Genomic DNA, 22444 nt, shown 5'->3' on the forward strand with positions numbered 1-22444 from the left:
CCTGATCAAACCACCCTCACTCTGTCCTCCCTGAGGGAGAGGGGAAAAGCCGGGTGGTTTCGATTCCCTCCTCCCCCCCTTCCCCCTCTCCCCTGACTGGACTATCCTCCTTCATCCCCCTCATGGAACGAGGAGCCCATCATGCCAAGGGAATCTGGCTTCACCCTGATTGAACTCATGGTCACGCTGGCCGTGGCTGCCATCCTGATCACCGTGGCTGTCCCCGGGTTCGCAAATCTCATAGCCGAGCAGCGTGTAGTGACCACCACCAACCGGTTCGTGACCGCGCTCCACCTGACCCGCTCCGAGGCCGTAAAGCGTGGGGCCCGGGTGACGCTGTGCGCCAGCGGAGACGGCAGCACCTGTGGCAGTGCCGGCGACTATAGTGACGGCTGGATCGTCTTCGTTGGTCCGGCGTTTGGAGAGCCACTGAATCCGCCCGGCGAAATCCTCCGAGTGTTTCCGGCGGGACCTCTGGATGTGGAGGGCAACGGCTCCATGGCCAGCTACATCTCCTACGTGGCCACGGGCGAGACCCGCCAGCTCGGCGGCGCCCTGCAGATGGGCACGGTGACCATCTGTGACGAAGATCGCGGCCGAAATGTGATCATCAGCCGCACCGGCCGGCCCCGCGTGGAACCGTCCGTCTGTTGATCCGTGTCGGCGATTTTTACGATTGGGGGCCTTGAGCCCGGTCATCGGCCAAAAGCTCGCCGTTCATCGAATGCACGGAGACACCCCCGTACCCCCCTGTCTAAACTTGGCGACATGATGAAATCCCGTGGATTCACGCTGATCGAGCTGATGGTCACCCTGGCGGTGGCGGCGATCCTCGCCACCATCGCGGTGCCGGGGTTCTGGAATCTGATCCAGAACAACCGGGTGACCACGCAGACCAATGAGCTGGTGTCGGCCCTGAACCTTGCGCGAAGCGAGGCGATCAAGCGGGGCGAATCCGTCAGTGTTTGCCGTGGAGGGGCCAGCTACGCGGCAGGCTTCGAGGTGCGTACGGGCGAGAACTGTGGCGCCGGCACTCTGATTCGCAGTTACGGCGAAATGCGCCGGATGACCGTTACCATGACCCCCGTGAATCCGGTGAGAATTACCTTCGACGGCCGGGGCGCGAAGGACGAGCCTGACGAGAGTCCCCTCGAATTCCTGCTTGAGCCGGAGGATTGCGGGGGTGCCGCTGGCCGTGCGAGGGAAGTCAGTGTCATCAATACCGGCCGTGTGAGTGTCACGCGAACAGACTGCAGCTCATGAACAAGCGTATCGATACAATTCCTGACCGCCCTGCAAGTGTTGTTGTCGTGCGCCCTGCTGGCCAGCGCGGCTTCACCCTTGTCGAAGTGCTCATCGCCGTTCTCGTACTGGCTATCGGCCTGCTGGGCCTTGCGGGTCTTCAGGCCTCCTCGCTGCGTTTCAATCATGACGCGCAGCTGCGCACCCAGGCGACCCTGCTTGCCTATGATATTGCGGACCGTATGCGGGCCAACCGGGAGGCGGCGATCAACGAGGGTGACTATGACGCCGGTTTTGCCGTCACGAGTTGTGATGTCGATTTCCCCGACAGCTTCCCTGGCTATGCCAGTCTCTCAGTGGCCGACCAGGATCTCGCCGAATGGCGCAACCAGATGGCCTGCCTGCTGCCGCTGGGCGAGGGTTCTGTGACAAGGGTCGATGATGTAGTGACCGTCACTGTGCGCTGGAACGAGCGGGATCCCGATGACCCTGCCGCCATGCGCGATTTCGTATTCCAGACGAGGCTCTGACATGCGTGCCCGGCCCATTCAAGCTTTCTGTCGTCGCCAGCAGGGCCTCTCGCTGGTGGAACTGATGGTGGCCCTGCTCATTGCGCTCATCCTGACCGCCGGCGTCATCCAGATATTCCTGGGCTCGAATCAGACGTACCGCTTTACCGAGGGCGCTTCCCGGGTGCAGGAGAACGCCCGGTTCGCCATGGACACCCTGCAGCGTGATCTGCGCATGGCCGGATACCGCGGATGCACGCGCAACATCACGAGCTGGCTTAATGACACCAGTGGTACGGAGTGGGAACACATTCTGGGCGGCCCCGCCGTCACCGGTTGGGAGGCGGGGGGTACCGCTCCCGGAAATCTGTTCGCACTGCCCGGCACCGCGAGCTGGTCCAACGGCACCGCATCGGCCCTGCCCACCGCTATCAATAATGACGGCAACCGTATCCCGGGATCCGACATCCTGGTGGTTAATGGTGCTCGCGTGCTGGATATCCAGCCCTCCGCCTCCCAGCCCCAAGGCTCCGTGATCAGCCTCACCGGCCCCAACGGGCTTCCGGGGCACTCCATCGTGCTGGCTGTCGCGGGCGATTGCAGCGGCGGCGATCTCTGGCAGAAACAGAGCTCCGATAGCGCCGCCAACCTGAGTCGCGGCTCGGGCGGCAGCCCCGGCAATTGGCCGCCCGCCGGCACACCCTTCGCCAACATCCACGGCGGGGAGACCCAGATCCTCTCCTTCCGGAGCACGGCCTACTACGTGCGCACGGGTGCGAGCGGCGAGCCATCTTTGTACCGCCTCCGCCTTGATCCACGGAACGATGAAGACTGGCAAGCAGAGGAGCTGGTCGAGGGTGTTGAATCCATGCAGGTGCTCTATGGCCTGGATGACACCGGCAATCGCACGGCGGACGAATACGTGACGGCGGCCGGAGTGTCGGATTGGGAGAGTGTCGTGTCGGTGCGGGTGGCGCTGCTGATGCGCTCGCCTCAGGAAGTCAACAACGAGCCGGACACCCGCGTCTACAACCTGATCGGCACCCGCATCGATCCCGTGGATGACCGCCGCATCCGCCAGGTGGCCACCACGACGGTGGCCGTGCGCAACCGCTTGCCCTGAGGCCCCTATCATGCGTTCCGCTCCCCAACAATTGTTCGTCAGGCAACAGTCCGGCAGCGCCCTGATCATCGCGCTGGTGTTCCTGCTGCTGATGACCCTCGTGGGGGTGACAGCCATGCAGACCACCACCCTGCAGGAACGCATGGCCGGCAACCTGCGCGACCGTGACATGGCCCTGCAGGCGGCGGAGTCGGCGCTTCGCGAAGGTGAATGGCGCCTGCAGCAGCCCACCATACCCGCGTTCGTGCTCCCGCCGGTCCCCGGCGGCGGGCGTGCCGCCACATGGAACGGCTACAACTGGAACCAGTCCGCGGTGCAGACCCACACGCTGCCCACTACTGCGGGATTTACCGTGGCGGCGCAGCCCCGCTATGTCATCGAACAGTTTCCGCCCTCGCCCGATCCTGCCGGCACGCTGGCGGCGGACGGCCCCATGCCCGAAGTGGAGATGTTCCGGGTAACGGCCCGTGCGGTGGGCGGGAGCGCCGAAGCGGTAGTCATTCTCCAGACGACGTTTCGCCGTTAGACAGGCGTCGTCAACCCAAGGGATGGACGAGACATGAAGATACTCAGCTCACTGAACCGAACGCTGTTCACGGCGCTGGCGGTGTTGGCGATAGGTGCCATCGCGACGACCACACAGGCCACTGTGTCCCAGATGCCGCTTTTTCTGACGCAGGCGGTGCCGCCAAACATTCTGTTGATCATCGACAGCTCGGAGAGCATGCAGGAAGGGGTCGACGGGAGAGTGGCGCTGGACAGGAGTGATCCGGCCTGTATTGCTGGGCCCGACATGGACGCCGACCTGTGTCCTGCCGGTGCTCGCTCGCCTTTGAGCAAGGCCAGTATCGTCAAGGGCGTTGGGTTGGAACTCATCGATCGATACGAAGGCCTCGTCAACATGGGTCTGCTGTCCTACCAGCAGAATCCCGCCAGCCTCAATCGAAACTCCTTCAATACCGGCGGCACGGTGCGCTGGCACCTGGTAGAGCGCGCCATCGACGTGCGATTCAGCACCAATCCGAACCCGTCCTGGTGGCAACCCGGCCACACTGAGCCCTGGGATTCCAACATCAAGCGGTTTCGCGAAAGGCATCCGACCCGGAGCGACATCTGGATGTTCTTCAACGACGCCATTCCTGGCTATGCCTGGTCGACGGCCGATTCGAGCACTGGTGTGCCGGATCTGGACACCAACGTGACGGGATTCTATTGCCGACGAGACACGACCTCCACATCTGCAGTTAATTCCTGTGTGGCCAATCCTGGTTTCCAGCACGACCCGGACTTCACGCGGATGACGGAGTTTGCCGGTCTGCAACCGGATCCCGGCACCCTTCAGGACATACAGTTTCCAGAAATCGCCAGCAACCTGTGGTTCGACGATCGGCGGCAGGCCTGGAGCGTCTTCCTGGTCGACAGCCAACGGCAGCGTGGTATCACCAGTTGGGGCCGGCGCGCGGTTTTCACGCAGCTCAACCAGTTGGAATGGCGTACCACGACCTCGCCCGGTCGCGGCTTTCTGCACCAGCCGATTCAGACGCTCGATGAGCAGCACGCCGAGAACATTCGCAAGAAGCTGCAGCCGCAGAGCCTCGACTGGGACCCGAACGCGATGACCGACCCTGACTGGCCGCTCATCGCAGCAGGGTTGACTCCGCTGGAAGGCACCATGCAGACCGCCCGTGACTACTTCCTGGGTGCCGGGAGCACTGCATCCGATACGTTTGGCCCAAACCAGGGCTGGCACAGCAACCTGCCCCCGATTCCGGAGTCCTGCGGTGTGAATGCAGCCATTTGGGTCACCGATGGTCTGCCCTCTGTGGCTTCCGATGGAACGGCACTGGGTACCAACCTGCCCCAGGCGCTGGAGCAGGCCAGACTTGGCATCGCCGATTTTTATTCGAAGACTGAAGAGACTCTCGGCAGCCCGGTCAATACCTACATCGTCGGCTTTGCCCTGCCGCCAGGCGTTGAGAACATCCAGGGCATGCCGCCTAACCCCCTGGATCAGCTCGCAGCAGCAGGCGGTACGGGGCAGGCGTTTGACGCCCAAGACGAAACGTCACTGCTAGACGCACTGGATGACATTTTCTATACAATTCTCTCCGAGACAAACGCATCTGCGGCAGCGATCGCGACCAACTCCACGCGTCTGGACGGCGACACCATGATTTACCAGGCGCGATTCAATCCCGAGACGTGGTCCGGGGATCTGCTGGCCTTCAACGTGCAGCCGGACGGTTCTGTGCCCGAGACGCCCCTGTGGAATGCGGCTGATCCTAACCTTATCCCGGAGCATGACATACGCAAGATCATCACATCCAATCCGTCGCTTACGGGCGGTCGCATGTTCGCGTGGGGTGATCTGGAACAGCAGGACCGTGAGGAACATTTTGATGACAACCAGTACCTACTGAGCTACCTGCGGGGCGATCCCAGCAACGAACTGGACAACGGCGGCAGTTTCCGTAACCGCGATTCGGCCCTGGGTGACATCATCAACTCGGATCCCACTTTCCTCGGCCGGGAGAACTTCGGCTACAGCCGACTTCCAGGTGCTGCCGGGGACAGTTACCAGAGCTTCCAGGACTCGAAGCAGACACGTCCATCGGTGCTGTTCGTGGGTGCCAACGACGGCATGCTGCATGCTTTCGATGCCGAAAGCGGAGATGAACTGTTTGCATATGTCCCTTATGAGGTCTATCCGAATCTGGCCAGTCTGGCGGATCCCAACTACACCCACCGCTACTTCGTGGACGGGTCGCCGCGTGTGGCGGATGCCTATATCAACGACGACTGGCGTACGCTCCTGATCGGCTCTACCGGCGCAGGCGGACGTTCCGTCTTCGTCCTCGACGTCACCGATCCCACACCCGCCAGTATCGATGGCAACAGCGTGCTGTGGGAGTTCACTGATGCCGAGATGGGCTACAGCATCCCGCAGCCCACTATCGCGCGCATGGCAGATGGTCATTTTTGGGCCATCATCCCGAACGGCTACGAGAGTACCGGCGGCACGGCGCGCCTCTTTCTGAAGCGTATTCATGATGGGCATGTGGTGGAGATCAACACAGGCAACGGGCCTTCCAACGGTTTGTCGACACCTATTCCGGTGGATACCACTGGCGATCGAGTGGTTAACTACATCTATGCCGGGGATCTGCAAGGCAATCTGTGGCGCTTCAATGTATCGAACTCCAGCATTAGTCAATGGACGAGTCCATCCAATCAGCCCCGCAGACTGTTCGAGGCGCGGGACGCGTTTGGTAAGCCCCAGCCCATTACTGCGCGGCCTGAAGTGGGTCGGCATCCGGACGGTGGGTTCATGGTCTACTTTGGCACAGGCACATTCTTCCGCACGGGTGACAATATTGTGGATCCCAACGATGTCCGCCACAGCTTCTATGGCATCCGTGATGAAGATGGAAACAATTACACAACGCTCACCAGAACCAACCTGGTTGACCAGCAGATCCTTGCCGAGACGAACCAGTTCGGTTTTGACCTGAGAGTAGTGAGCGATAACCCGGCGACATCCGGAACAAAGGGGTGGTACCTGGACCTGGTTTCTCCGGTGGCGGGCTTCCAGGGCGAGCGCGTGGTGAGCCGGGCGCAGCTGCGTCACGGGCGCATCATCTTCGTGACCCTGATCCCGTCGGCCGATCCCTGCACGTTCGGGGGGGACTCATGGCTGATGGAACTCGATGCCATCACGGGGAACCGATTGACGTACTCCGTGTACGATTTGAATCAGGATGGCAACTTTGACAGTGGAGACTATGTGACCGTGATGATCGACGGTCAGGAGGTCCAGGTCCCGGTCAGCGGGCTTCGTCCCGGTGTCGGCATCATCCGTGACCCGGCCATCATCTCGGCGGGTAGTGAAAGGGAGTTCAAGTACGTGTCCGGCACCTCGGGTGACGTGGGTGTGATCACGGAACGCGGGGCCGGTGTCGATCTGGGCCGTCAGTCCTGGCAGCAGTTGAGATAAGCGGGCGAGGGGGCCATTGGATGAACCAGAGAAAGCCACGTTACGCGAAGCGGCGCGAGTCTCGGGGTTTCACCCTGATCGAAGTGATGATCGTGGTGGTGATCCTCGGCATCATCGCTGTTATCGCCTACCCCAACTACACGCGCCACGTTCAGAACACCCGCATGGCGAACGCGCAAGGGGATCTGATGGAGCTTGCCCAGTGGATGGAGCGCCAGTACACGCTGAACAACGCCTACCGTTCGGCGCCGGGCGGTCCGTTCCTAGTTACAGGCGATCTGCCCTTCACCGAATCGCCGAAGGACAGCAATACGACTGCCTACGACGTCACTCTGGGAGACGTCACCGCGAATACGTTCACGTTAACGGCTACACCTGTCGGGCCGCAGGCGGGTCACTGGTGCGGTAACCTGACGCTGAACCAGGCAGGAACCCGAGGTGCAACAGGTGCCGACCCGGCGGACTGTTGGCGCTGACCCTGCCGATTGATGCGACGGTGCGGCGCCCTTCTATGAGGCCAGCGTTGTCAAGCCTCCGGGTTGTGTCCTTCGCAGGAAATCCAAGGGGTCAGAGTTGTTGATCCGCGCAGATCGGCTGAACTTAATCCAAGGGGTCAGAGTTGTTGATCCGCGCAGATCGGCTGAACTTTGGGTAACCGGATATCGCTGAGATCGATTTTGGACGATCGAAGAGAGGATTGCCCACTGGTCGCATCTTTCGGATAAAGGAGCAAGGAGTTTTTCATGGCACGGATGCCACGGATCGTGATCCCGGGTCAGCCGTTACACGTCATTCAGCGTGGCAATAATCGTGCGGACGTCTTCTTTCAACGCAGCGATTATCTGCGTTACCTGAACGACCTGCGTGAAGCCGCCGAGCGCTATGGCTGCGCCATTCATGCCTACGTGCTGATGACCAACCACGTGCACTTGCTTCTGACCCCTGACCATGAGCAGGGGCCTGCACATATGATGCAGGCCGTTGGCAGGCGCTACGTCCGTTACGTGAATACGCGTCACGGTCGAACCGGCACGTTATGGGAAGGGCGCTACAAGTCGGTGGTGGTGGATTCCGAGAATTACCTGCTGGCATGCAGCCGCTATATCGAACTCAATCCGGTGCGCGCCGGGATGGTGACGCATCCCGGTGAGTACTCCTGGTCAAGTTACGGGTGCAATGCCCGAGGCGTGGCAGACAACCTGATCACGCCGCATCCTGTCTATCGTGCATTAGGGCCGAGCGCTGCGGAGCGTGAGGCCGCCTACGGGGCTCTTTTCGGCGGCCTCCTTGAGTCTCGAACCCTGAAGGAAATCCGGGACGCAACACATGCCGGAATGGTCCTGGGTGGCAAGCGCTTTCGGAAGGAGGTCGAAGCGGCCTTGGGTCGGCCGGTGGCACGACGGGCCCATGGGGGTGATCGACGCAGCAAGGAATTTCGCCAGCGCAAGACGACGTAATCATGGGGTCAGAGTTGTTGAAACCAACTTCAACAACTCTGACCCCTTGATTTCGCTTGACACGAATCTCGTGCAGCACTAGTTTCGTGTAGATGAAGAACGTGACGATCACGCTGGACGAAGAGACGGCACGCTGGGCTCGCATTGAGGCCGCGCGGCAAGGGACGAGCGTTTCCCGTCTTGTCGGGCGGATTCTGCGCGAACGCAGGGAACAGGAAGCGCAGCGATTGGCGGCCCTGGAGCGCTTCATACAGCGCCCTGTCAAGGCGTTGAAGGCCGCAGATGGAACCTATCCGGACAGGGAAACGTTGTATGACCGACCTGTACTTCGTTGATACCAATATCCTCGTATATGCCCGGGACGCGAGCGCACCCGAAAAGCAGCGTCGGGCGGCCCGCTGGATCGAAGTGTTGTGGAACCGGGGATTGGGTCGGCTGAGTTACCAGGTTCTGCAGGAGTACTATCAGGTAGTGACCCGCCGCCTTTCGCCCGGCATGGATCCCGAGCTGGCGCGTGCCGACATTCGCGACCTGATCACCTGGCGGCCCGTGCAGACGGATGATGCCGTCCTGGAGGCGGCCTGGTCCGTGGAGTCCCGTTACCGGCTCTCATGGTGGGACTCATTGATCGTGGGTGCCGCCGAGCGCGCGGGTTGCCGCTTCCTGCTGACCGAAGATCTCCAGCACGGCCAGATGCTGAGTGGCATTCTGGTACTGAACCCCTTTGAGACGGACGTGCCTGAACCCGCGGAAACGACTCCGCCTTCTTGAGTCCGACCCTGAAAATCAAGGGGTCAGAGTTGTTGAAATTGATTTCAACAACTCTGACCCCTTGATTTCCTGTGACGTTAAAGAATAGACTAAGTCTTATGACTAAGGCATTCTGAGAGCGCTCATGAGCACCACGGTCAACGTACACGAAGCGAAAACGCATCTGTCGCGGCTCTTGAAACGGGCGCATGACGGCGAGGAAATCATCCTGGCCAAAGCCGGCCGGCCCTACGCACGCCTGGTTCCCTTGGAGTCCACCCCGTCAAAGCGCCAGCCCGGACGCATCAAGGGCCGGGTCGAGGAGGCTTTCTTCGATCCCCTGCCAGAAGATGAACTCGCCGCTTGGGAAAAGTAGTGCGAATCCTGCTCGACACCCATGCCCTGCTGTGGTGGCTCACAAATGACTCGCGATTGTCCGCGAACGCACGCGCAGCGATTGGGGGTCTGGAGAACGCCGTGCTTGTGAGCGCCGCCAGCGCATGGGAGATTGCCACCAAGCATCGCTTGGGAAAACTGGAGATTGGCGGCGAGGTGCTCCAGCGTTTTGATGAACTGATCACTGCGGACGGCTTTACGCATCTGGCGGTGAACTACCGGCAAGCCATCCACGCCGGGGCTTATCCGGTCAACCACCGCGACCCGTTCGACCGGATACTGGCCGCCCAGGCAGAATTGGAACAGGTGCCCCTGGTGACGGCCGATCCGGCATTTCGCGATTTTTCGATTCGGTGCCTCTGGTAACAGACTGACCCGCTGGCCCGCCTCATCAAGGGGTCATCAAGGGGTCAGAGTTGTTGAAGTTGGTTTCAACAACTCTGACCCCTTGATTTCGAGCGCACCCGAAAAGCAGCGTTATGCGGCCGGGGCTTGTCAAAGCCCCTCAGCGCAGCGCCTTCGGCAGCGAGAACGTAATCGTTTCCCGTTTGCCGCCGTGTTCCGTCACGGCATCCACGCCCGCTTTCTCAAGGTGCTCGATGACCTGCTGAACCAGCAGTTCAGGCGCCGAGGCGCCGGCGGAGAGGCCCACCTTGCGCTTTCCGGCCAGCCAGCGGTTATCGATCTGGTCCGCGTCGTCGATCAGATACGCCTCCACGCCGAACTTTTCCGCGATCTCCCGCAGCCGGTTGGAATTGGAACTGTTGGGTGAGCCCACCACGAGAAACAGATCGCATTCCAAGGCCAGCGTCTTCACGGCGTCCTGCCGGTTCTGGGTGGCGTAGCAGATGTCGTCGCGGCGCTGGCCCTGAATGTTCGGGAACCGGCGTTTCAGCGCCTCGAAGATACCCCTTGTATCGTCCACGGACAGCGTGGTCTGGGTGACACAGCCCAGTGCATCGGGGTTTCGCACCTGGATGCGCTCGGCGTCCTCCACCGTCTCCACCAGGTAGATCTCGCCGCCGTGGCTGCGGTCGTACTGACCCAGGGTCCCGTCCACCTCGGGATGGCCCGCATGCCCGATCAGGATCACTTCCTCGCCCCGGCGCGCGTGACGGGCCACTTCCAGGTGGACCTTGGTCACTAGCGGGCAGGTGGCGTCGAACACCCTGAGCCCCCGGCGTTCCGCTTCCTGCACCACGCTGCGGGCCACCCCATGGGCACTGAAGATCACCGTGGCGCCGTCCGGCACCTCGTCCAGCTCCTCCACGAAGACCGCACCCTTGGCGCGCAGGTCGTCCACCACGTAGCGGTTGTGCACCACCTCATGTCGCACGTAGATGGGGCTTCCGAACAACGCGAGCGCCCGCTCGACGATGTCGATGGCGCGGTCCACGCCGGCGCAGAAGCCGCGTGGATTGGCGAGAATGACTTGCATGAATACGACCGTGAGGTGTAAGGCGAGGGGCTATTGTCCCATTAACCGGGTCGGGAATGAACCTCCGCCCGTAGGAGCCCGGCCCTCCGGGCGAATGGTTGTTTGTTGAATGATTCGCCCGGAGGGCCGGGCTCCTACGGGGCCTTTCCCGTCCCCACGTCCAGGATCTCCACCGAGTAGGTGATCTCGTGGCCGGCGAGGGGGTGGTTGAAATCCACTGTGACGGTGTCCTCGGAGACTTCCTTCACGGTGCCGGGCAGTTCGTCGCCGCCCGGTGTGACAAAACTGACGATCAGTCCGGGTTTCAGGTCCATCTCCGGCGGGAAATCGCCCCGCGGGACATCGTGGATCGCGGCAGGACTGTGGTAGCCGAAGGCCTTGTCGGGGGGCAGCTTGACGGTCTGTTTGTCGCCCGGCCGAAGGCCGATCAAAGCCAGTTCGAGCCCCTCTTCCAGGTCGCCGGCGCCCATGACGAACTCGAAGGGCTCCTCACCCACGGAGGTGTCTGCCACCATGCCGTCCTCCAGGGCGATGGTGTAGTGCATGCGCACCTTGCTCCCATATGCGATCACGGCCGGTTCTCCTTGCCTGCGTCGGGTTCATTGCGGGCGAAGAACAGACTGTAACCCACCAGAATGATCGCGCCAACGGTGATGGCTGCGTCGGCCACGTTGAAGGCCGGCCAATGGCGCCCCGCGTAGTGAAAGTCGAGGAAATCGATCACATGGCCGTGCCACAGGCGATCGATGACGTTGCCGATGGCGCCGCCGAGAATCAACGTCAGACTCGCCGCGGTCCATCGCTCGGAACGATGCAGGGTTCGCAACCACCAGATGATGAACACACTGGCCCCCACGGCCACGGCCACGAAGAACCAGCGCTGCCACCCGGAGGCGTCACCCAGAAAGCTGAACGCGGCGCCCGGGTTGTAGACCAGCGTGAAGTTGAAAAACGGCGTGATCTCCACGGGCGCGTAGAGAACCAGCGCGCGCTCGGCGATGTACTTGGTGATCTGGTCCAGCACGATCACCGCGGCGGAAAGCCATAACCATTTCAGCATGGGGTACTCGAGATAAGGATGGACAGGATGGACAGGATGAACAGGATTTTTCGGGATTGACAGGATGAAGACCAAAGAGAAAAAAGATCAGACAGGACTAACATGATCTACAGGATTATTCCTTAAAGGCCTTTTAATCCTGTAAATCATGTTAATCCTGTCCAGGGTTTTGCCTTTCGCCCCAGTCTTTATCCTGTCAATCCAGAAAAAATCCTGTCCATCCTGTCCATTAATCCTTCTCAGGCAAAGCGCCGCTGCTCGCCGGCGCCCGCCACGTTCTCCACGCAGCGCCCGCACAGTTCCGGGTGCTCCACGTTCGCGCCGATATCCTCCCGATGATGCCAGCAGCGCGGGCACTTGGGGTGTTCGCTGCGGGTGATGCGGGTGTAGAGCTTCGTGCCGTCCTCGAGCGGGGTTTCCACCGCGTCCGCCGGGCGTGCGTCCAGCGGGTGAACACGGGCGTAGGACGTGATCAGCACGAAGCGCAGTTCCTCGCCCAGGCGCGCGAGCGTGTCGGCCAGCGTGGATTCGCAGTACAGGTCCACCTCGGCGTCGAGCGAGCTGGCCTTTGCGGCGCGCAGCTTTTCCATCTCCCGGTTGACCGCCTGGCGAACCGACAGGAGCGTCGTCCAGAAGGCGTCGTTCATGGGTTCGTCCGGGTCCAGCGCGAACAGCCCGTCGTACCAGGTGCCGAACAGCACCGATTCGCCGCGTTCGCCCGGGATCTCCTGCCAGATCTCCTCCGTGGTGAACGCGAGGATGGGCGCGAGCCAGCGCACCATCGCCTCGATCACGTGGTACATGGCGGTTTGCGCGGAGCGCCGCGCGATGCTGTCCGGGCGGGTGGTGTACTGGCGGTCCTTGATGACGTCCAGGTAGAAGCTGCCCATCTCGACGGAGCAGAAGTTGTGCACCCGTTGGTAGATCTGGTGGAACTGGTATTTCTCATAGGCGGCCGTGACACGCTCCTGCACCTTGAGCGCCTGATCCACGGCCCAGCGGTCCAGCGGCAGCATCTGTTCGGGTGACAGCATGTCGCGCGCCGGATCGAAGCCCGACAGGTTGGCCAGCAGGAAGCGGGCGGTGTTGCGCATGCGCCGGTAGGCGTCCGCGGTGCGCTTGAGGATCTCGTCGGACACGGCCATCTCGGCGCTGTAGTCCGTGGCGGCGACCCAGAGGCGAAGGATGTCCGCCCCCAGGCTGTCGGCCACCTTCTGGGGCGCCACCACGTTGCCTCGGGACTTGGACATCTTCTGGCCCTGGGCGTCCACGGTGAAGCCATGGGTCAGCACGGCCCGGTAGGGCGCCTCGCCACGCATGGCCACCGCCGTGAGCAGGGCGGACTGAAACCAGCCGCGATGCTGGTCGGAGCCCTCCAGGTAGAGGTCCGCGGGCAGGCCCAGCTCCTTGCGCACCTCCGTGACCGTGGCGTGGGTGACGCCCGAGTCGAACCACACGTCCAGGGTGTCGGGCACCTTCTCGTAATCCGATGCCTCGGCGCCCAGCAGGTCGGCGGGCTCCAGCGAGAACCAGGCCTCGATCCCCGCCTGCTCGATGCGTTTCGCCACCGCCTCGATGAGCGCGGGGGTGTCCGGGTGCAGCCGTCCGGTTTCCCGGTGCACGAACAACGGAATGGGCACGCCCCAGTTGCGCTGGCGCGAGATGCACCAGTCCGGACGCGAGGACACCATGCCCTCGATACGTGCCCGGCCCCACTGCGGCACCCACTGCACCTGTCCGATGGCCGTGAGTGCCGTGTCGCGCAACTCCGCCTGGTCCATGCTGATGAACCACTGGGGCGTGGCGCGGAAGATGATGGGCGTTTTGTGGCGCCAGCAGTGGGGATAGCTGTGGCGCACCTTCTCGGTGACCACCAGGGTGCCGCGTTCGCGCAGCACCTCGATCACGTGGCCGTTGGCCTGGTGCACGGACTCGCCGGCGAAAAACTCCGTTCCGGGCAGGAATCTGCCGTCGGGGCCCACCGGGTTCTCCACCTCGAGGCCGTAGCGGCGGCCCACCACGTAGTCGTCCTGGCCGTGGCCGGGGGCGGTGTGCACGCAGCCGGTGCCCGCCTCCAGCGTGACGTGTTCGCCCAGGACCACGGGCACCTGGCGGTCCAGGAAGGGGTGATGAAGCGTGACGCCTTCCAGCGCGGCGCCGGTGCAGCGCCCGACGATCTGCCAGCCCTCGAAGCCGTAGCGCTGCATGGCGGACTCAACCAGATCAGCCGCCATCAGCAGGCGTTCGTCGTTCACGCGCACCAGCGCGTAGTCCAGCTCCGGATGCAGCGCGACGGCCCGGTTCGCCGGCAGCGTCCAGGGGGTGGTGGTCCAGATGACCACGGAGACCGGGCCGTCGCCGTCGTCGTCCAGGGTGCATCGGCGCATGAAGTCCAGTTCGTCCTCCACGCGGAAGCGCACGTCGATGGCGTGGGAGGTCTTGTCCTCGTATTCCACCTCGGCTTCCGCCAGCGCCGAGCCGCAGTCCACACACCAGTGCACGGGCTTTTCGCCCTTGAGCAGGTGGCCGCGCTCGATGATGCGCCCGAGCGCGCGCACGGTATCCGCCTCCACCTGGTAGTCCATGGTGAGGTACGGTTTGTCCCAGTCGCCCAGCACGCCCAGGCGCTTGAAGTCCCGGCGCTGGTTGTCCACCTGCTCTGCCGCGTAAGCACGGCAGGCCTCGCGGAAACGGCGCGCGTCCACCTCGTGGCCCACCTTGCCGATCTTCTTCTCCACCTGCAGCTCGATGGGCAGGCCGTGGCAGTCCCAGCCCGGAACGTACGGGGCGTCGAAGCCGGCCAGGGTGCGGCTGCGCACGATGATGTCCTTGAGGATCTTGTTGACCGCGTGGCCGATGTGGATGTCGCCGTTGGCATACGGCGGTCCGTCGGCCAGCACGAAACGCGGCCGTCCGGCGCAGGCCTCGCGCAGGCGCCGGTACAGCCCGTCCCGCTCCCAGGCCTCGAACATCTCCGGCTCCCGCTTCGCCAGGTTGGCCCGCATGGGGAAGTCGGTGTTCGGCAGGTTGAGTGTGTCCTTGTAGTCAGTCACGAGGTCGTTTCACCATGGGGCGCCCCGTGGGCGCCGAACTTGTGTGGACGGCGCCCGCGGGGCGCCCTATTTGCCGAAACACTGTTTCGCCTGCGCCGCGTCCCGGGCGATCTGCGCCTTCAGCGCATCCAGGGACTCGAATCGCTGCTCGTCGCGGATACGGTACAGCAGGTCCACGTGCACGTGCCGCCCGTAAAGGTCCCCGTCGTAATCGAACAGGTGCACCTCGAGCCGGTTCTGGGTGCCCGCCACCGTGGGGCGGTTGCCCACGTTGGCGACCCCATGCACGGGCTCCTCGTCGAGCCCGAAGGTCTCCACCGCGTAGACGCCGCGAACCGCCAGCGGCCGGGGCCCCAGCTTCACGTTGGCGGTGGGATAGCCCAGTTGGCGCCCGCGCTTGTCGCCGTGGGCCACGCGTCCGCTCAGGCGATAGGGGCGGCCCAGCAGGCGCTGGGCGGTGTCCATGTCCCCTTGACCCAGTGCCTCGCGGATGCGGGTGCTGCTTACCCGCGCCCCGTCGATCGTGAAGCTGTGCATGTGGGCCACCTGGAAACCGAGCCTTCCGCCCAGCTCCTGCAGTAGGTGGAAGTCCCCGGTGCGCCCCCGGCCGAAGCGGAAATCGTCGCCCACCACCAGATAGCGCACACCGAGACGCTCGACCAGCAGTTCCCGCACGAAGGCCTCGGCCTCCTGCTCCGCCAGGCGACGGTCGAAGTGCAGGCACAGCAGCCGGTCCACGGAATAGCGGCGCATGGCCAACACCTTGTCACGGAAGCGCTGCACCCGGGGCGGGGCCTTGGGCCCCATGAAATACTCCCGGGGCAGGGGCTCGAAGCTGATGACCACAGTCGGCAGGCGCAGCTCGGCCCCCTTCTCCGCCAGCTGACCAAGCACCGCCTGGTGCCCGAGATGCAGCCCGTCGAAGTTGCCGATGGTGGCCACCGCGCCCCGGTGCCTTGGCCGCAGGTTGTGCGCCCCCCGAATGAGTTCCATGCCGGCTCCGGAAAAGCGCCGATTATATCAGCCCTGTGGTGCCGGCGCGTCGGGTGGTGTGGTTCCGGTGCGGCTGGGAACGCAGAGGGCGCGGAGACGCAGAGAACGCGGAGAGAATCATGCTGAAAAAACTCTGCGTCCTCCGCGTCTCTGCGGTCTCTGCGTCCCAACACCGCAACCGGTCCCAGCCCCAGGGGTCATGGGCGCAGCGGACAGGGATTCAGCGCATCAGGAACTGCCGGGGACGTACGCCAAGCGCCAGGAGGGTGGCGCCGTAGGCGGCGGCGCCGAGGGCGATCAGGCCGAAGAGGCGGATGACGCGTTCCCGGGCGGCCCACTCGCTCCAGGCGGCCAGGTCGGGTGTCGCGTACCAGAGGGCGGCGCTCATGACGAGGCCGGCCGTGATGATGCGCGCGAGGAAGCCCCGCCAGCCCGGGGGCGGTCGGTAGAACCCGTCCCGGTACAGCCCCCGGAAGAGCAGCCCGGCGTTGAGCAGGGCCGAAAGCCCGGTGGCAAGCGCCAGGCCCGCATGGGGGCCCGGCAGGCCGAGCATGACCCAGGGCACGACGATAGCCACGTTGAGCGCCATGTTGGCCAGCATGGCGATCACGCCGATCTTGACCGGGGTCCTGGTGTCCTGGCGGGAGAAATAGCCGGGCGCAAGGATCTTGATCAGCATGAAGGCGGGCAGGCCGGCGGCGTAGGCGATCAGGGACATGGCCGCCATGCGCGTGTCGAAGGCGGTGAACTCGCGGTACTGGATCAGGCTGGCGAGGATCGGGCCCGCGAGCCAGATGAGCCCCAGCATGGCGGGCAGGGCCACCACGAGGGTGAGTTTAAGTGCCCAGTCCAGGGTGCTGTTGAAGGCCTCGGGGGTGTTGGCCGCATGTTCCCGGGAGAGCCTCGGCAGGATCACCGTGGCGATGGCGATGCCGAACAGCGCCAGCGGCAGTTCCACGAAGCGGTCGGAGAAGTACAGCCACGTGATGGAGCCGGCCGCCAGAAAGGAGGCGATGAGCGTGTCCACCAGCAGGTTGATCTGCACCACCGAGGAGCCGAAGATCGCCGGCAGCATCAGCCGGGTGATCTTGCGCACGCCCTCGTGGGCCTTCCTGAGGCGCGGCCGGGGCAGCAGCCCCACGCGGATCAGGAACGGGATCTGGAAGGCCAGCTGCACGGCACCGGCCACGAACACGCCCCAGGCCAGCGCCCTGACCGGCTCCTCGAACAGCGGTGCGCCCCAGAGCGCGGCGGCGATGAGCGACAGGTTCAGGAACACCGGCGTGAAGGCGGGCACCGCGAAACGTCCGACGCTGTTCAGTATGCCGCCCGCCATGGCGGTCAGGGAGATGAACAGCAGGTAGGGGAAGGTCACGCGCAGCATGTCGGAAGCCAGCGCATGGCGACCGTCGTCCTCCCCGACGAAGCCGGGGGCGAAGATCATGATCAGCAGCGGCGCCGCGAGCATCCCCACGGCGGTCACCATGAACAGCACCAGGGTCAGCGCGCCGGCGGTGTGGTCCAGGAGATCCTTCAGGGACTCGCGCCCGCGCTGTTCGCGGTACTCGGCGAACACCGGCACGAAGGCCTGGGAAAAGGCCCCCTCGGCAAACAGGCGGCGCAGGAAATTGGGAATGCGGAAGGCGACGAAGAAGGCGTCGGTGGCACCGCTGGCCCCGAAACTGATGGCCAGCACCAGGTCCCGCAGGTAGCCGAACAGCCGCGAGACGAGCGTCATGGCGCTCACCACGGCAGTGGATTTCAGCAAGCGGCTCTTCAAGGCAGTGGCAAGTGGCAGGTAGCAAGGAAAACCCGGACTTTACTGGGTTTTACGTGCCGGTGGCCACCACCTTGTGGGGAAGGATGAAGGATGAAGGATGAACAGAGTCTGTCGGCTCTTACGCCTTACCCCTCACCCCTCACACATCACGTCATTCCACCTTGAGGTAACGGAATCCCTCGTCCTGCAGCTCGACGATGCGCACGACGCCGGAGGGAACGGGTTCCACCGCTTCGTAGATCTGTTCCGGTGTCAGGCCGACGGCCTGGCGGGTGATGTCGCACAGTTCCAGCTTCACGCCCTGGTTGGTCACCAGGCCCAGCAGGCGGCTGCGAAGGTTCTCGCGGCGCTCCTCCAGCTCGGCGTCCGCGGCAAACGGCGTGCCTTCCATGGGTTCGTCGGTGACAAAGCGGATCCCGTGGGCCAGGAACACGACGCGAACGTCGTAATCACGCAGTTCGTTCTGGTAGTGCGTGGTCATGTTGAAGATGTTCGTGATCATGGCGCTGACCCTGTCCGGGCTGGCGAAGTCCACGTGGTAGACCACCTTGGCCTCGTCGCCGAAGGCGCGGGCGTCGCCGGCGGGCCAGAGGGACAGGCATGCCGCCAGAAGCAGCGTGGACAGCAGGGCAATGCCACGGCTGAAGCGAAGGCTGGGGCCGGCGGCGTATACACGGGCGATGGGGGAAAACGACATGCGGTGGGTCCTCCTTGATAAACAGCAAGTTCTGTGTGGTCTTGTCCAAAAGCGCACACAGGGTATCCTGCACAAGGAGGATTTGGAAGCGCGGAGGGAAACGGCCGCTACCCTTCACCCCGAGAGAAGGCGTGAGGGGTTTCATGCGCCCACCCCCTCACCCCTCTCGCCTCACGCTCATTCGATCTTCAGGTACGCGAACCCTTCCTCGTTCTGCAGCTGGGCGATGCGCACAACGCCGGAGGGGACATAGTCCACGACCTCGTACATCTCTTCCTTGGCCAGCTGGACTGCAGTGCGTGTGATGTCGCAGAGTTCGAGCCGCACGCCGTGCATGTTCACAAGGCTCATGAGCCGGCCGCGCAGGTTGTCACGTTCCTCGGCAAGGGCTTCGTCCTCGGCGAAGGGCGTGCCCTCCAGGGGGTTATCCGTGATGAAGCGGATGCCGTGGGAAACGAACACGATGCGCACATCGTAGTCGATGAAATTGTTCTGGTAGTGCGTCACCATGTTGTTGATGCTGGTGAGCATGGCGCTGAAACGGCGCGGGTCGGCATAGTCCGCGTGGTAGACGACCTTGGCCTCGACGTCGGCGCGGGCCTGTGGCACGGAGAAGCCCATGGCCAGGGCCAGGGCGACCAGGGCGGTGAAAACCAGCCAGGGGCGGCGGGTGCGCGCCTGTGCCTGGGCCTTTAAGGGGACTTGGGGTCGGAAGCGATTCATGGCGGGTCTCCTTGGGTTTCCGGACGCCCCGAAGGCGCGGCGGTCCCGCAGGGGCGTCCTGTGGACTTGTTCTCGTTCTGTGGCCGTGTAATCCCTGTGACCAAGGGGGTCTTGGCGGGGTTCCCGCCCGACAGCGTTGCGTGGCCCCGGCGGGCATTGACAGGCCCGGCCCGATCGGGCATGATCCTCGCCCTTTAGCAGCCGTAGCCCCGGATTCATTCAGGAGCATTACCTTGGCAAACATCGCATCTGCCCGCAAGCGCGCCCGCCAGGCCGAGAAGAATCGCCAGCACAACATGGCGCTGCGCTCCCGCTTCCGTACCGCCGTCAAGAAGGTGCTCAAGGCCGTGCAGGCCGGCGACAAGGACGCTGCCCGCGAGGCGCTCAAGGCTGCGGAGCCGGTGATCGACACCACCGCCACCAAGGGGCTGATCCACAGGAACAAGGCTGCCCGGCACAAGAGCCGGCTGAATGCGCGCGTCAAGGCGCTTTAAGCGCGCCGGGGGCGCGCAGAGACAAGATTCAAGAGGCAAGATACAAGTGAAAGGCCCGGCATATGCCGGGCCTTTTGCATTTCGGGATCCTGTAGGTCGGGCTTCAGCCCGACGCGGCCGGCCTCGACAGGCGCCGCTGTCGGGCTGAAGCCCGACCTACAGGAGGACGAGGTTGTCGCGGTGGATCAACTCGGGCTCGTCCACATACCCGAGTATCCCCTCTATCTCATCGGCCTTGTGGCGCATGATGCGGCGGGATTCGTCGGCGCTGTAATTCACCAGGCCTCGGGCCACGGGGCGGCCGTCGGGGTCCAGGCAGGTGACCACGTCGCCGCGCGAGAAGCTGCCCTTGACGTGGGTGACGCCCACGGGCAACAGGCTGCGGCCTGATTCCCGCACCACCCTCGCGGCACCCGAATCCAGCACCAGTTCGCCCTTTGAAACCAACTGGCCGGCGATCCATTGTTTGCGGGCGGCAATGGGTTCGCGGTCGGGGCAGAGCAGGGTGCCCAGTGGTTCGCCGGCGGCAATGCGCTCCAGCACCCGGGGCTCGCGGCCCGAGGCGATCAGGGTGTAGGTGCCGGAGCGTGCCGCGCGCGCCGCTGCCTGCAGCTTGGTCGCCATGCCGCCGCGGCCCAGGTGGCCGAAGGTGGGGGCGGCGAGCTTGAGCAGATCCGGATCCGTGGCCCGGCCCTCGGAGATCAGTGCGGCGTTGGCGTGGGCGCGGGGATCGCGGTCGTAGAGACCCTGCTGGTCGGTGAGGATGACCAGGATCCGGGCCTCGGTGAGGTTGCCCACCAGGGCGGCCAGCGTGTCGTTGTCCCCGAAGCGGATCTCGTCGGTGGCCACGGTGTCGTTCTCGTTGACCACCGGGATCACGCCGAGCCCCGTCAGGGTGCGCAGGGTGGAGCGGGCGTTCAGGTAGCGGCGCCGGTCTGAGAGGTCCTCGTGGGTGAGCAGGACCTGGGCCGCCCGCAGTCCGTGGCGCTGGAAGATGCTTTCGTAGGCCTGCACGAGGCCCATCTGCCCGACGGCGGCCGCGGCCTGGAGTTCGTACAGGGCATGGGGCCGGGCGGTCCAGCCGAGGCGGCTCATGCCCTCGGCCACGGCCCCGGAGGACACCACCACCACCTCGCGCCCGGTGCTGCGCAGGCGGGCGATCTGTTCGGCCCAGCCGGTGAGCGCGGCAAGGTCGAGCCCGCGTCCCTCGTTGGTAAGCAGGGCACTGCCGATCTTCACGACCCAGCGGCGGGCCTCACCCAGTTGTTTGCGCGTCTGTGTCATCTTCTCGGGACTCAAGATACTGCATGATGGCCTGCATCAGTGTCTGGCAGCCCTCGCCCGTGGCCGCGGAGATGCTGAACACGGGGCCCTCCCAGCCCAGCCGTGCGACCAGGTCACGGGTGAAGGACTCGCGCTCGTCGGGCGCAACCAGGTCGATCTTGTTGAGCACCAGCCAGCGAGGGCGCCGGGACAATTCGTCGCTGAACTGTTCAAGTTCCGCCTCGATGGTGTGCACCGCAGTGACCGGATCCTCTGCGGGGTCCGCCGGTGCCACGTCCACCAGGTGCAGCAGCAGCCGCGTGCGGGCCAGGTGCTTGAGGAACCGGATGCCCAGTCCCGCACCCTCCGCCGCACCCTCGATCAGCCCCGGGATGTCGGCCATGACGAAACTCTGCAGCGGCCCCACGCGCACCACACCCAGCCCCGGGTGCAGGGTGGTGAACGGATAGCCGGCGATCTTCGGGCGCGCACCGGAGACCTGGCTGATGAGCGTCGACTTGCCGGCGTTGGGCAGGCCCAGCAGACCCACGTCCGCCAGCAGCTTCAGTTCCAGGCGCAGCTGGCGCAATTCGCCGGGCGTGCCCGGCTTGGACTGGCGCGGGGCGCGGTTGGTGGAGGTCTTGTAGCGGGTGTTGCCCAGCCCGTGGAAACCGCCCTGGGCCACCAGCAGGCGCTGGCCGTCCTCCACCAGGTCGCCGATCAGTTCGCCGGTCTCGGCATCATAGGCCAGTGTGCCCACGGGTACCGGGATGTCCAGGTCCGAGCCGGAGCGCCCGGTCATGTTGCGCCCGGCGCCGTTCTCGCCGCGCTCGGCCTCGAAGTGGCGCTGGAAGCGGAAGTCGGCCAGCGTGTTCAGGTCGTGGGTGGCGACCAGGAACACGCTGCCGCCGTCGCCCCCGTCTCCGCCGTCCGGCCCGCCGAAGGGGATGTACTTCTCGCGACGGAAGCTCACGCAGCCATTGCCGCCGTCCCCGGCCTTGACCTTGATGGTTGCTTCGTCGACGAATTTCATGGGGGCAGGTACAAGGGTAAAGGGCAAAGGTACAAGGTTTTCAATCTTAGGGGTTTTCCCTTGTACCTTGTATCTTTGCCCTTGTATCTGCGGCGCAAGGCGCCGCTCAAAATCAAAAAGCCCCGACGGGTCGGGGCTTTGCGTGAGCTCTGTGCTGCCGGGAAACCTCAGGCCTGCACGACACTCACGTATTTCCTGTTCCTGGGGCCCTTGGTCTCGAAGACCACGGTGCCGTCGGCCTTGGCGAACAGGGTGTGGTCGCGGCCGCAGCCCACGTTGACGCCCGCGTGGAAACGGGTGCCCCGCTGGCGGACCAGGATGTTGCCGGCGAGCACGTTCTGGCCGCCGAAGCGCTTGACACCCAGGCGCTTGCTTTCGGAATCGCGGCCGTTACGGGTACTGCCGCCTGCTTTCTTGTGTGCCATCTCGTGTTACCTCT

General features: G+C 64.1%; 24 protein-coding genes. 13 read left to right on the forward strand and 11 right to left on the reverse strand.

The window, feature by feature from the left end; genetic code table 11:
* The first annotated feature begins 141 nt into the window (after window positions 1–141).
* The 12 genes from B1C78_RS07445 to B1C78_RS07500 all read left to right on the forward strand — a co-directional run bounded on the left by B1C78_RS07445 (window position 142) and on the right by B1C78_RS07500 (window position 9837).
* Window positions 142–654, forward strand: coding sequence for a GspH/FimT family pseudopilin (locus tag B1C78_RS07445; RefSeq protein ID WP_077278531.1), 513 nt, complete (start codon window positions 142–144; stop codon window positions 652–654).
* A 114-nt stretch (window positions 655–768) separates the two neighbouring features.
* The gene (locus B1C78_RS07450; RefSeq protein ID WP_077278532.1) at window positions 769–1263 is read left to right on the forward strand and encodes a GspH/FimT family pseudopilin; all 495 of its coding nucleotides are present in this window, start codon (window positions 769–771) and stop codon (window positions 1261–1263) included.
* On the forward strand, window positions 1260–1772 hold the full coding sequence (gene pilV, locus B1C78_RS07455) for a type IV pilus modification protein PilV (protein ID WP_077278533.1): 513 nt from the start codon (window positions 1260–1262) through the stop codon (window positions 1770–1772). The genes B1C78_RS07450 and pilV overlap by 4 nt, the downstream gene beginning before the upstream one ends.
* 1 nt (window position 1773) lies before the next feature.
* A complete protein-coding gene (locus B1C78_RS07460) occupies window positions 1774–2874 on the forward strand; it encodes a PilW family protein (protein ID WP_077278534.1) in 1101 nt (366 codons plus the stop codon).
* A gap of 10 nt (window positions 2875–2884) precedes the next feature.
* The gene (locus B1C78_RS07465) at window positions 2885–3400 is read left to right on the forward strand and encodes a pilus assembly PilX family protein (RefSeq protein ID WP_077278535.1); all 516 of its coding nucleotides are present in this window, start codon (window positions 2885–2887) and stop codon (window positions 3398–3400) included.
* Window positions 3401–3433: 33 nt separating this feature from the next.
* The gene (locus B1C78_RS07470; RefSeq protein ID WP_077278536.1) at window positions 3434–6868 is read left to right on the forward strand and encodes a pilus assembly protein; all 3435 of its coding nucleotides are present in this window, start codon (window positions 3434–3436) and stop codon (window positions 6866–6868) included.
* 20 nt (window positions 6869–6888) lie between these two features.
* Entirely contained in the window at window positions 6889–7344 is a 456-nt protein-coding gene (locus B1C78_RS07475) for a type IV pilin protein (protein WP_077278537.1), read from the forward strand.
* A 267-nt stretch (window positions 7345–7611) separates the two neighbouring features.
* A complete protein-coding gene (locus tag B1C78_RS07480) occupies window positions 7612–8325 on the forward strand; it encodes a transposase (protein WP_077278538.1) in 714 nt (237 codons plus the stop codon).
* A 92-nt stretch (window positions 8326–8417) separates the two neighbouring features.
* On the forward strand, window positions 8418–8660 hold the full coding sequence (locus B1C78_RS07485; RefSeq protein ID WP_077278539.1) for a hypothetical protein: 243 nt from the start codon (window positions 8418–8420) through the stop codon (window positions 8658–8660).
* On the forward strand, window positions 8638–9096 hold the full coding sequence (locus B1C78_RS07490) for a PIN domain-containing protein (RefSeq protein ID WP_077278540.1): 459 nt from the start codon (window positions 8638–8640) through the stop codon (window positions 9094–9096). Before B1C78_RS07485 ends, B1C78_RS07490 begins: the two co-directional genes overlap by 23 nt.
* A gap of 124 nt (window positions 9097–9220) precedes the next feature.
* Window positions 9221–9451 carry a type II toxin-antitoxin system Phd/YefM family antitoxin gene (locus B1C78_RS07495; protein WP_077278541.1) on the forward strand — a complete coding sequence of 77 codons (231 nt, stop codon included), beginning with the start codon at window positions 9221–9223 and terminating at the stop codon, window positions 9449–9451.
* Entirely contained in the window at window positions 9451–9837 is a 387-nt protein-coding gene (locus tag B1C78_RS07500; protein ID WP_077278542.1) for a type II toxin-antitoxin system VapC family toxin, read from the forward strand. The genes B1C78_RS07495 and B1C78_RS07500 overlap by 1 nt, the downstream gene beginning before the upstream one ends.
* Before the next feature lie 139 nt (window positions 9838–9976).
* On the opposite strand, the gene ispH is transcribed toward B1C78_RS07500, so the two are convergent.
* From ispH to B1C78_RS07540, 8 genes are all read right to left on the reverse strand, one after another.
* The gene (ispH, locus tag B1C78_RS07505; RefSeq protein WP_077278543.1) at window positions 9977–10909 is read right to left on the reverse strand and encodes a 4-hydroxy-3-methylbut-2-enyl diphosphate reductase; all 933 of its coding nucleotides are present in this window, start codon (window positions 10907–10909) and stop codon (window positions 9977–9979) included.
* A gap of 134 nt (window positions 10910–11043) precedes the next feature.
* Window positions 11044–11481: an FKBP-type peptidyl-prolyl cis-trans isomerase gene (locus tag B1C78_RS07510; protein ID WP_077278544.1), complete on the reverse strand. Its 438-nt coding sequence runs from the start codon at window positions 11479–11481 to the stop codon at window positions 11044–11046.
* Complete coding sequence (lspA, locus tag B1C78_RS07515) at window positions 11478–11969, reverse strand: signal peptidase II (protein ID WP_077278545.1); 492 nt, start codon at window positions 11967–11969, stop codon at window positions 11478–11480. The genes B1C78_RS07510 and lspA overlap by 4 nt, the downstream gene beginning before the upstream one ends.
* Window positions 11970–12208: 239 nt before the next feature.
* On the reverse strand, window positions 12209–15022 hold the full coding sequence (ileS, locus tag B1C78_RS07520; RefSeq protein WP_077278546.1) for an isoleucine--tRNA ligase: 2814 nt from the start codon (window positions 15020–15022) through the stop codon (window positions 12209–12211).
* A 66-nt stretch (window positions 15023–15088) separates the two neighbouring features.
* Window positions 15089–16015, reverse strand: coding sequence for a bifunctional riboflavin kinase/FAD synthetase (ribF, locus tag B1C78_RS07525; RefSeq protein ID WP_077278547.1), 927 nt, complete (start codon window positions 16013–16015; stop codon window positions 15089–15091).
* Between the two features lie 220 nt (window positions 16016–16235).
* Complete coding sequence (gene murJ / locus B1C78_RS07530) at window positions 16236–17753, reverse strand: murein biosynthesis integral membrane protein MurJ (protein ID WP_077278580.1); 1518 nt, start codon at window positions 17751–17753, stop codon at window positions 16236–16238.
* 193 nt (window positions 17754–17946) lie between these two features.
* Complete coding sequence (locus tag B1C78_RS07535; protein WP_077278548.1) at window positions 17947–18492, reverse strand: DsrE family protein; 546 nt, start codon at window positions 18490–18492, stop codon at window positions 17947–17949.
* A gap of 177 nt (window positions 18493–18669) precedes the next feature.
* Window positions 18670–19215 carry a DsrE family protein gene (locus B1C78_RS07540; RefSeq protein ID WP_077278549.1) on the reverse strand — a complete coding sequence of 182 codons (546 nt, stop codon included), beginning with the start codon at window positions 19213–19215 and terminating at the stop codon, window positions 18670–18672.
* Between the two features lie 233 nt (window positions 19216–19448).
* Between B1C78_RS07540 and rpsT the strand changes: the two genes are divergently transcribed.
* The gene (rpsT, locus tag B1C78_RS07545) at window positions 19449–19709 is read left to right on the forward strand and encodes a 30S ribosomal protein S20 (protein ID WP_077278550.1); all 261 of its coding nucleotides are present in this window, start codon (window positions 19449–19451) and stop codon (window positions 19707–19709) included.
* Between the two features lie 156 nt (window positions 19710–19865).
* On the opposite strand, the gene proB is transcribed toward rpsT, so the two are convergent.
* From proB to rpmA, 3 genes are all read right to left on the reverse strand, one after another.
* Entirely contained in the window at window positions 19866–20993 is a 1128-nt protein-coding gene (proB, locus tag B1C78_RS07550) for a glutamate 5-kinase (RefSeq protein WP_077278551.1), read from the reverse strand.
* On the reverse strand, window positions 20965–22005 hold the full coding sequence (gene cgtA, locus B1C78_RS07555; RefSeq protein ID WP_077278552.1) for an Obg family GTPase CgtA: 1041 nt from the start codon (window positions 22003–22005) through the stop codon (window positions 20965–20967). Before cgtA ends, proB begins: the two co-directional genes overlap by 29 nt.
* Window positions 22006–22172: 167 nt before the next feature.
* Window positions 22173–22430 (reverse strand): 50S ribosomal protein L27, encoded by a 258-nt coding sequence (rpmA, locus tag B1C78_RS07560; RefSeq protein ID WP_077278553.1) that lies wholly within the window; start codon window positions 22428–22430, stop codon window positions 22173–22175.
* Window positions 22431–22444 lie beyond the last annotated feature (14 nt).

The sequence above is a fragment of the Thioalkalivibrio denitrificans genome (assembly GCF_002000365.1).
GTDB lineage: Bacteria > Pseudomonadota > Gammaproteobacteria > Ectothiorhodospirales > Ectothiorhodospiraceae > Thioalkalivibrio_A > Thioalkalivibrio_A denitrificans.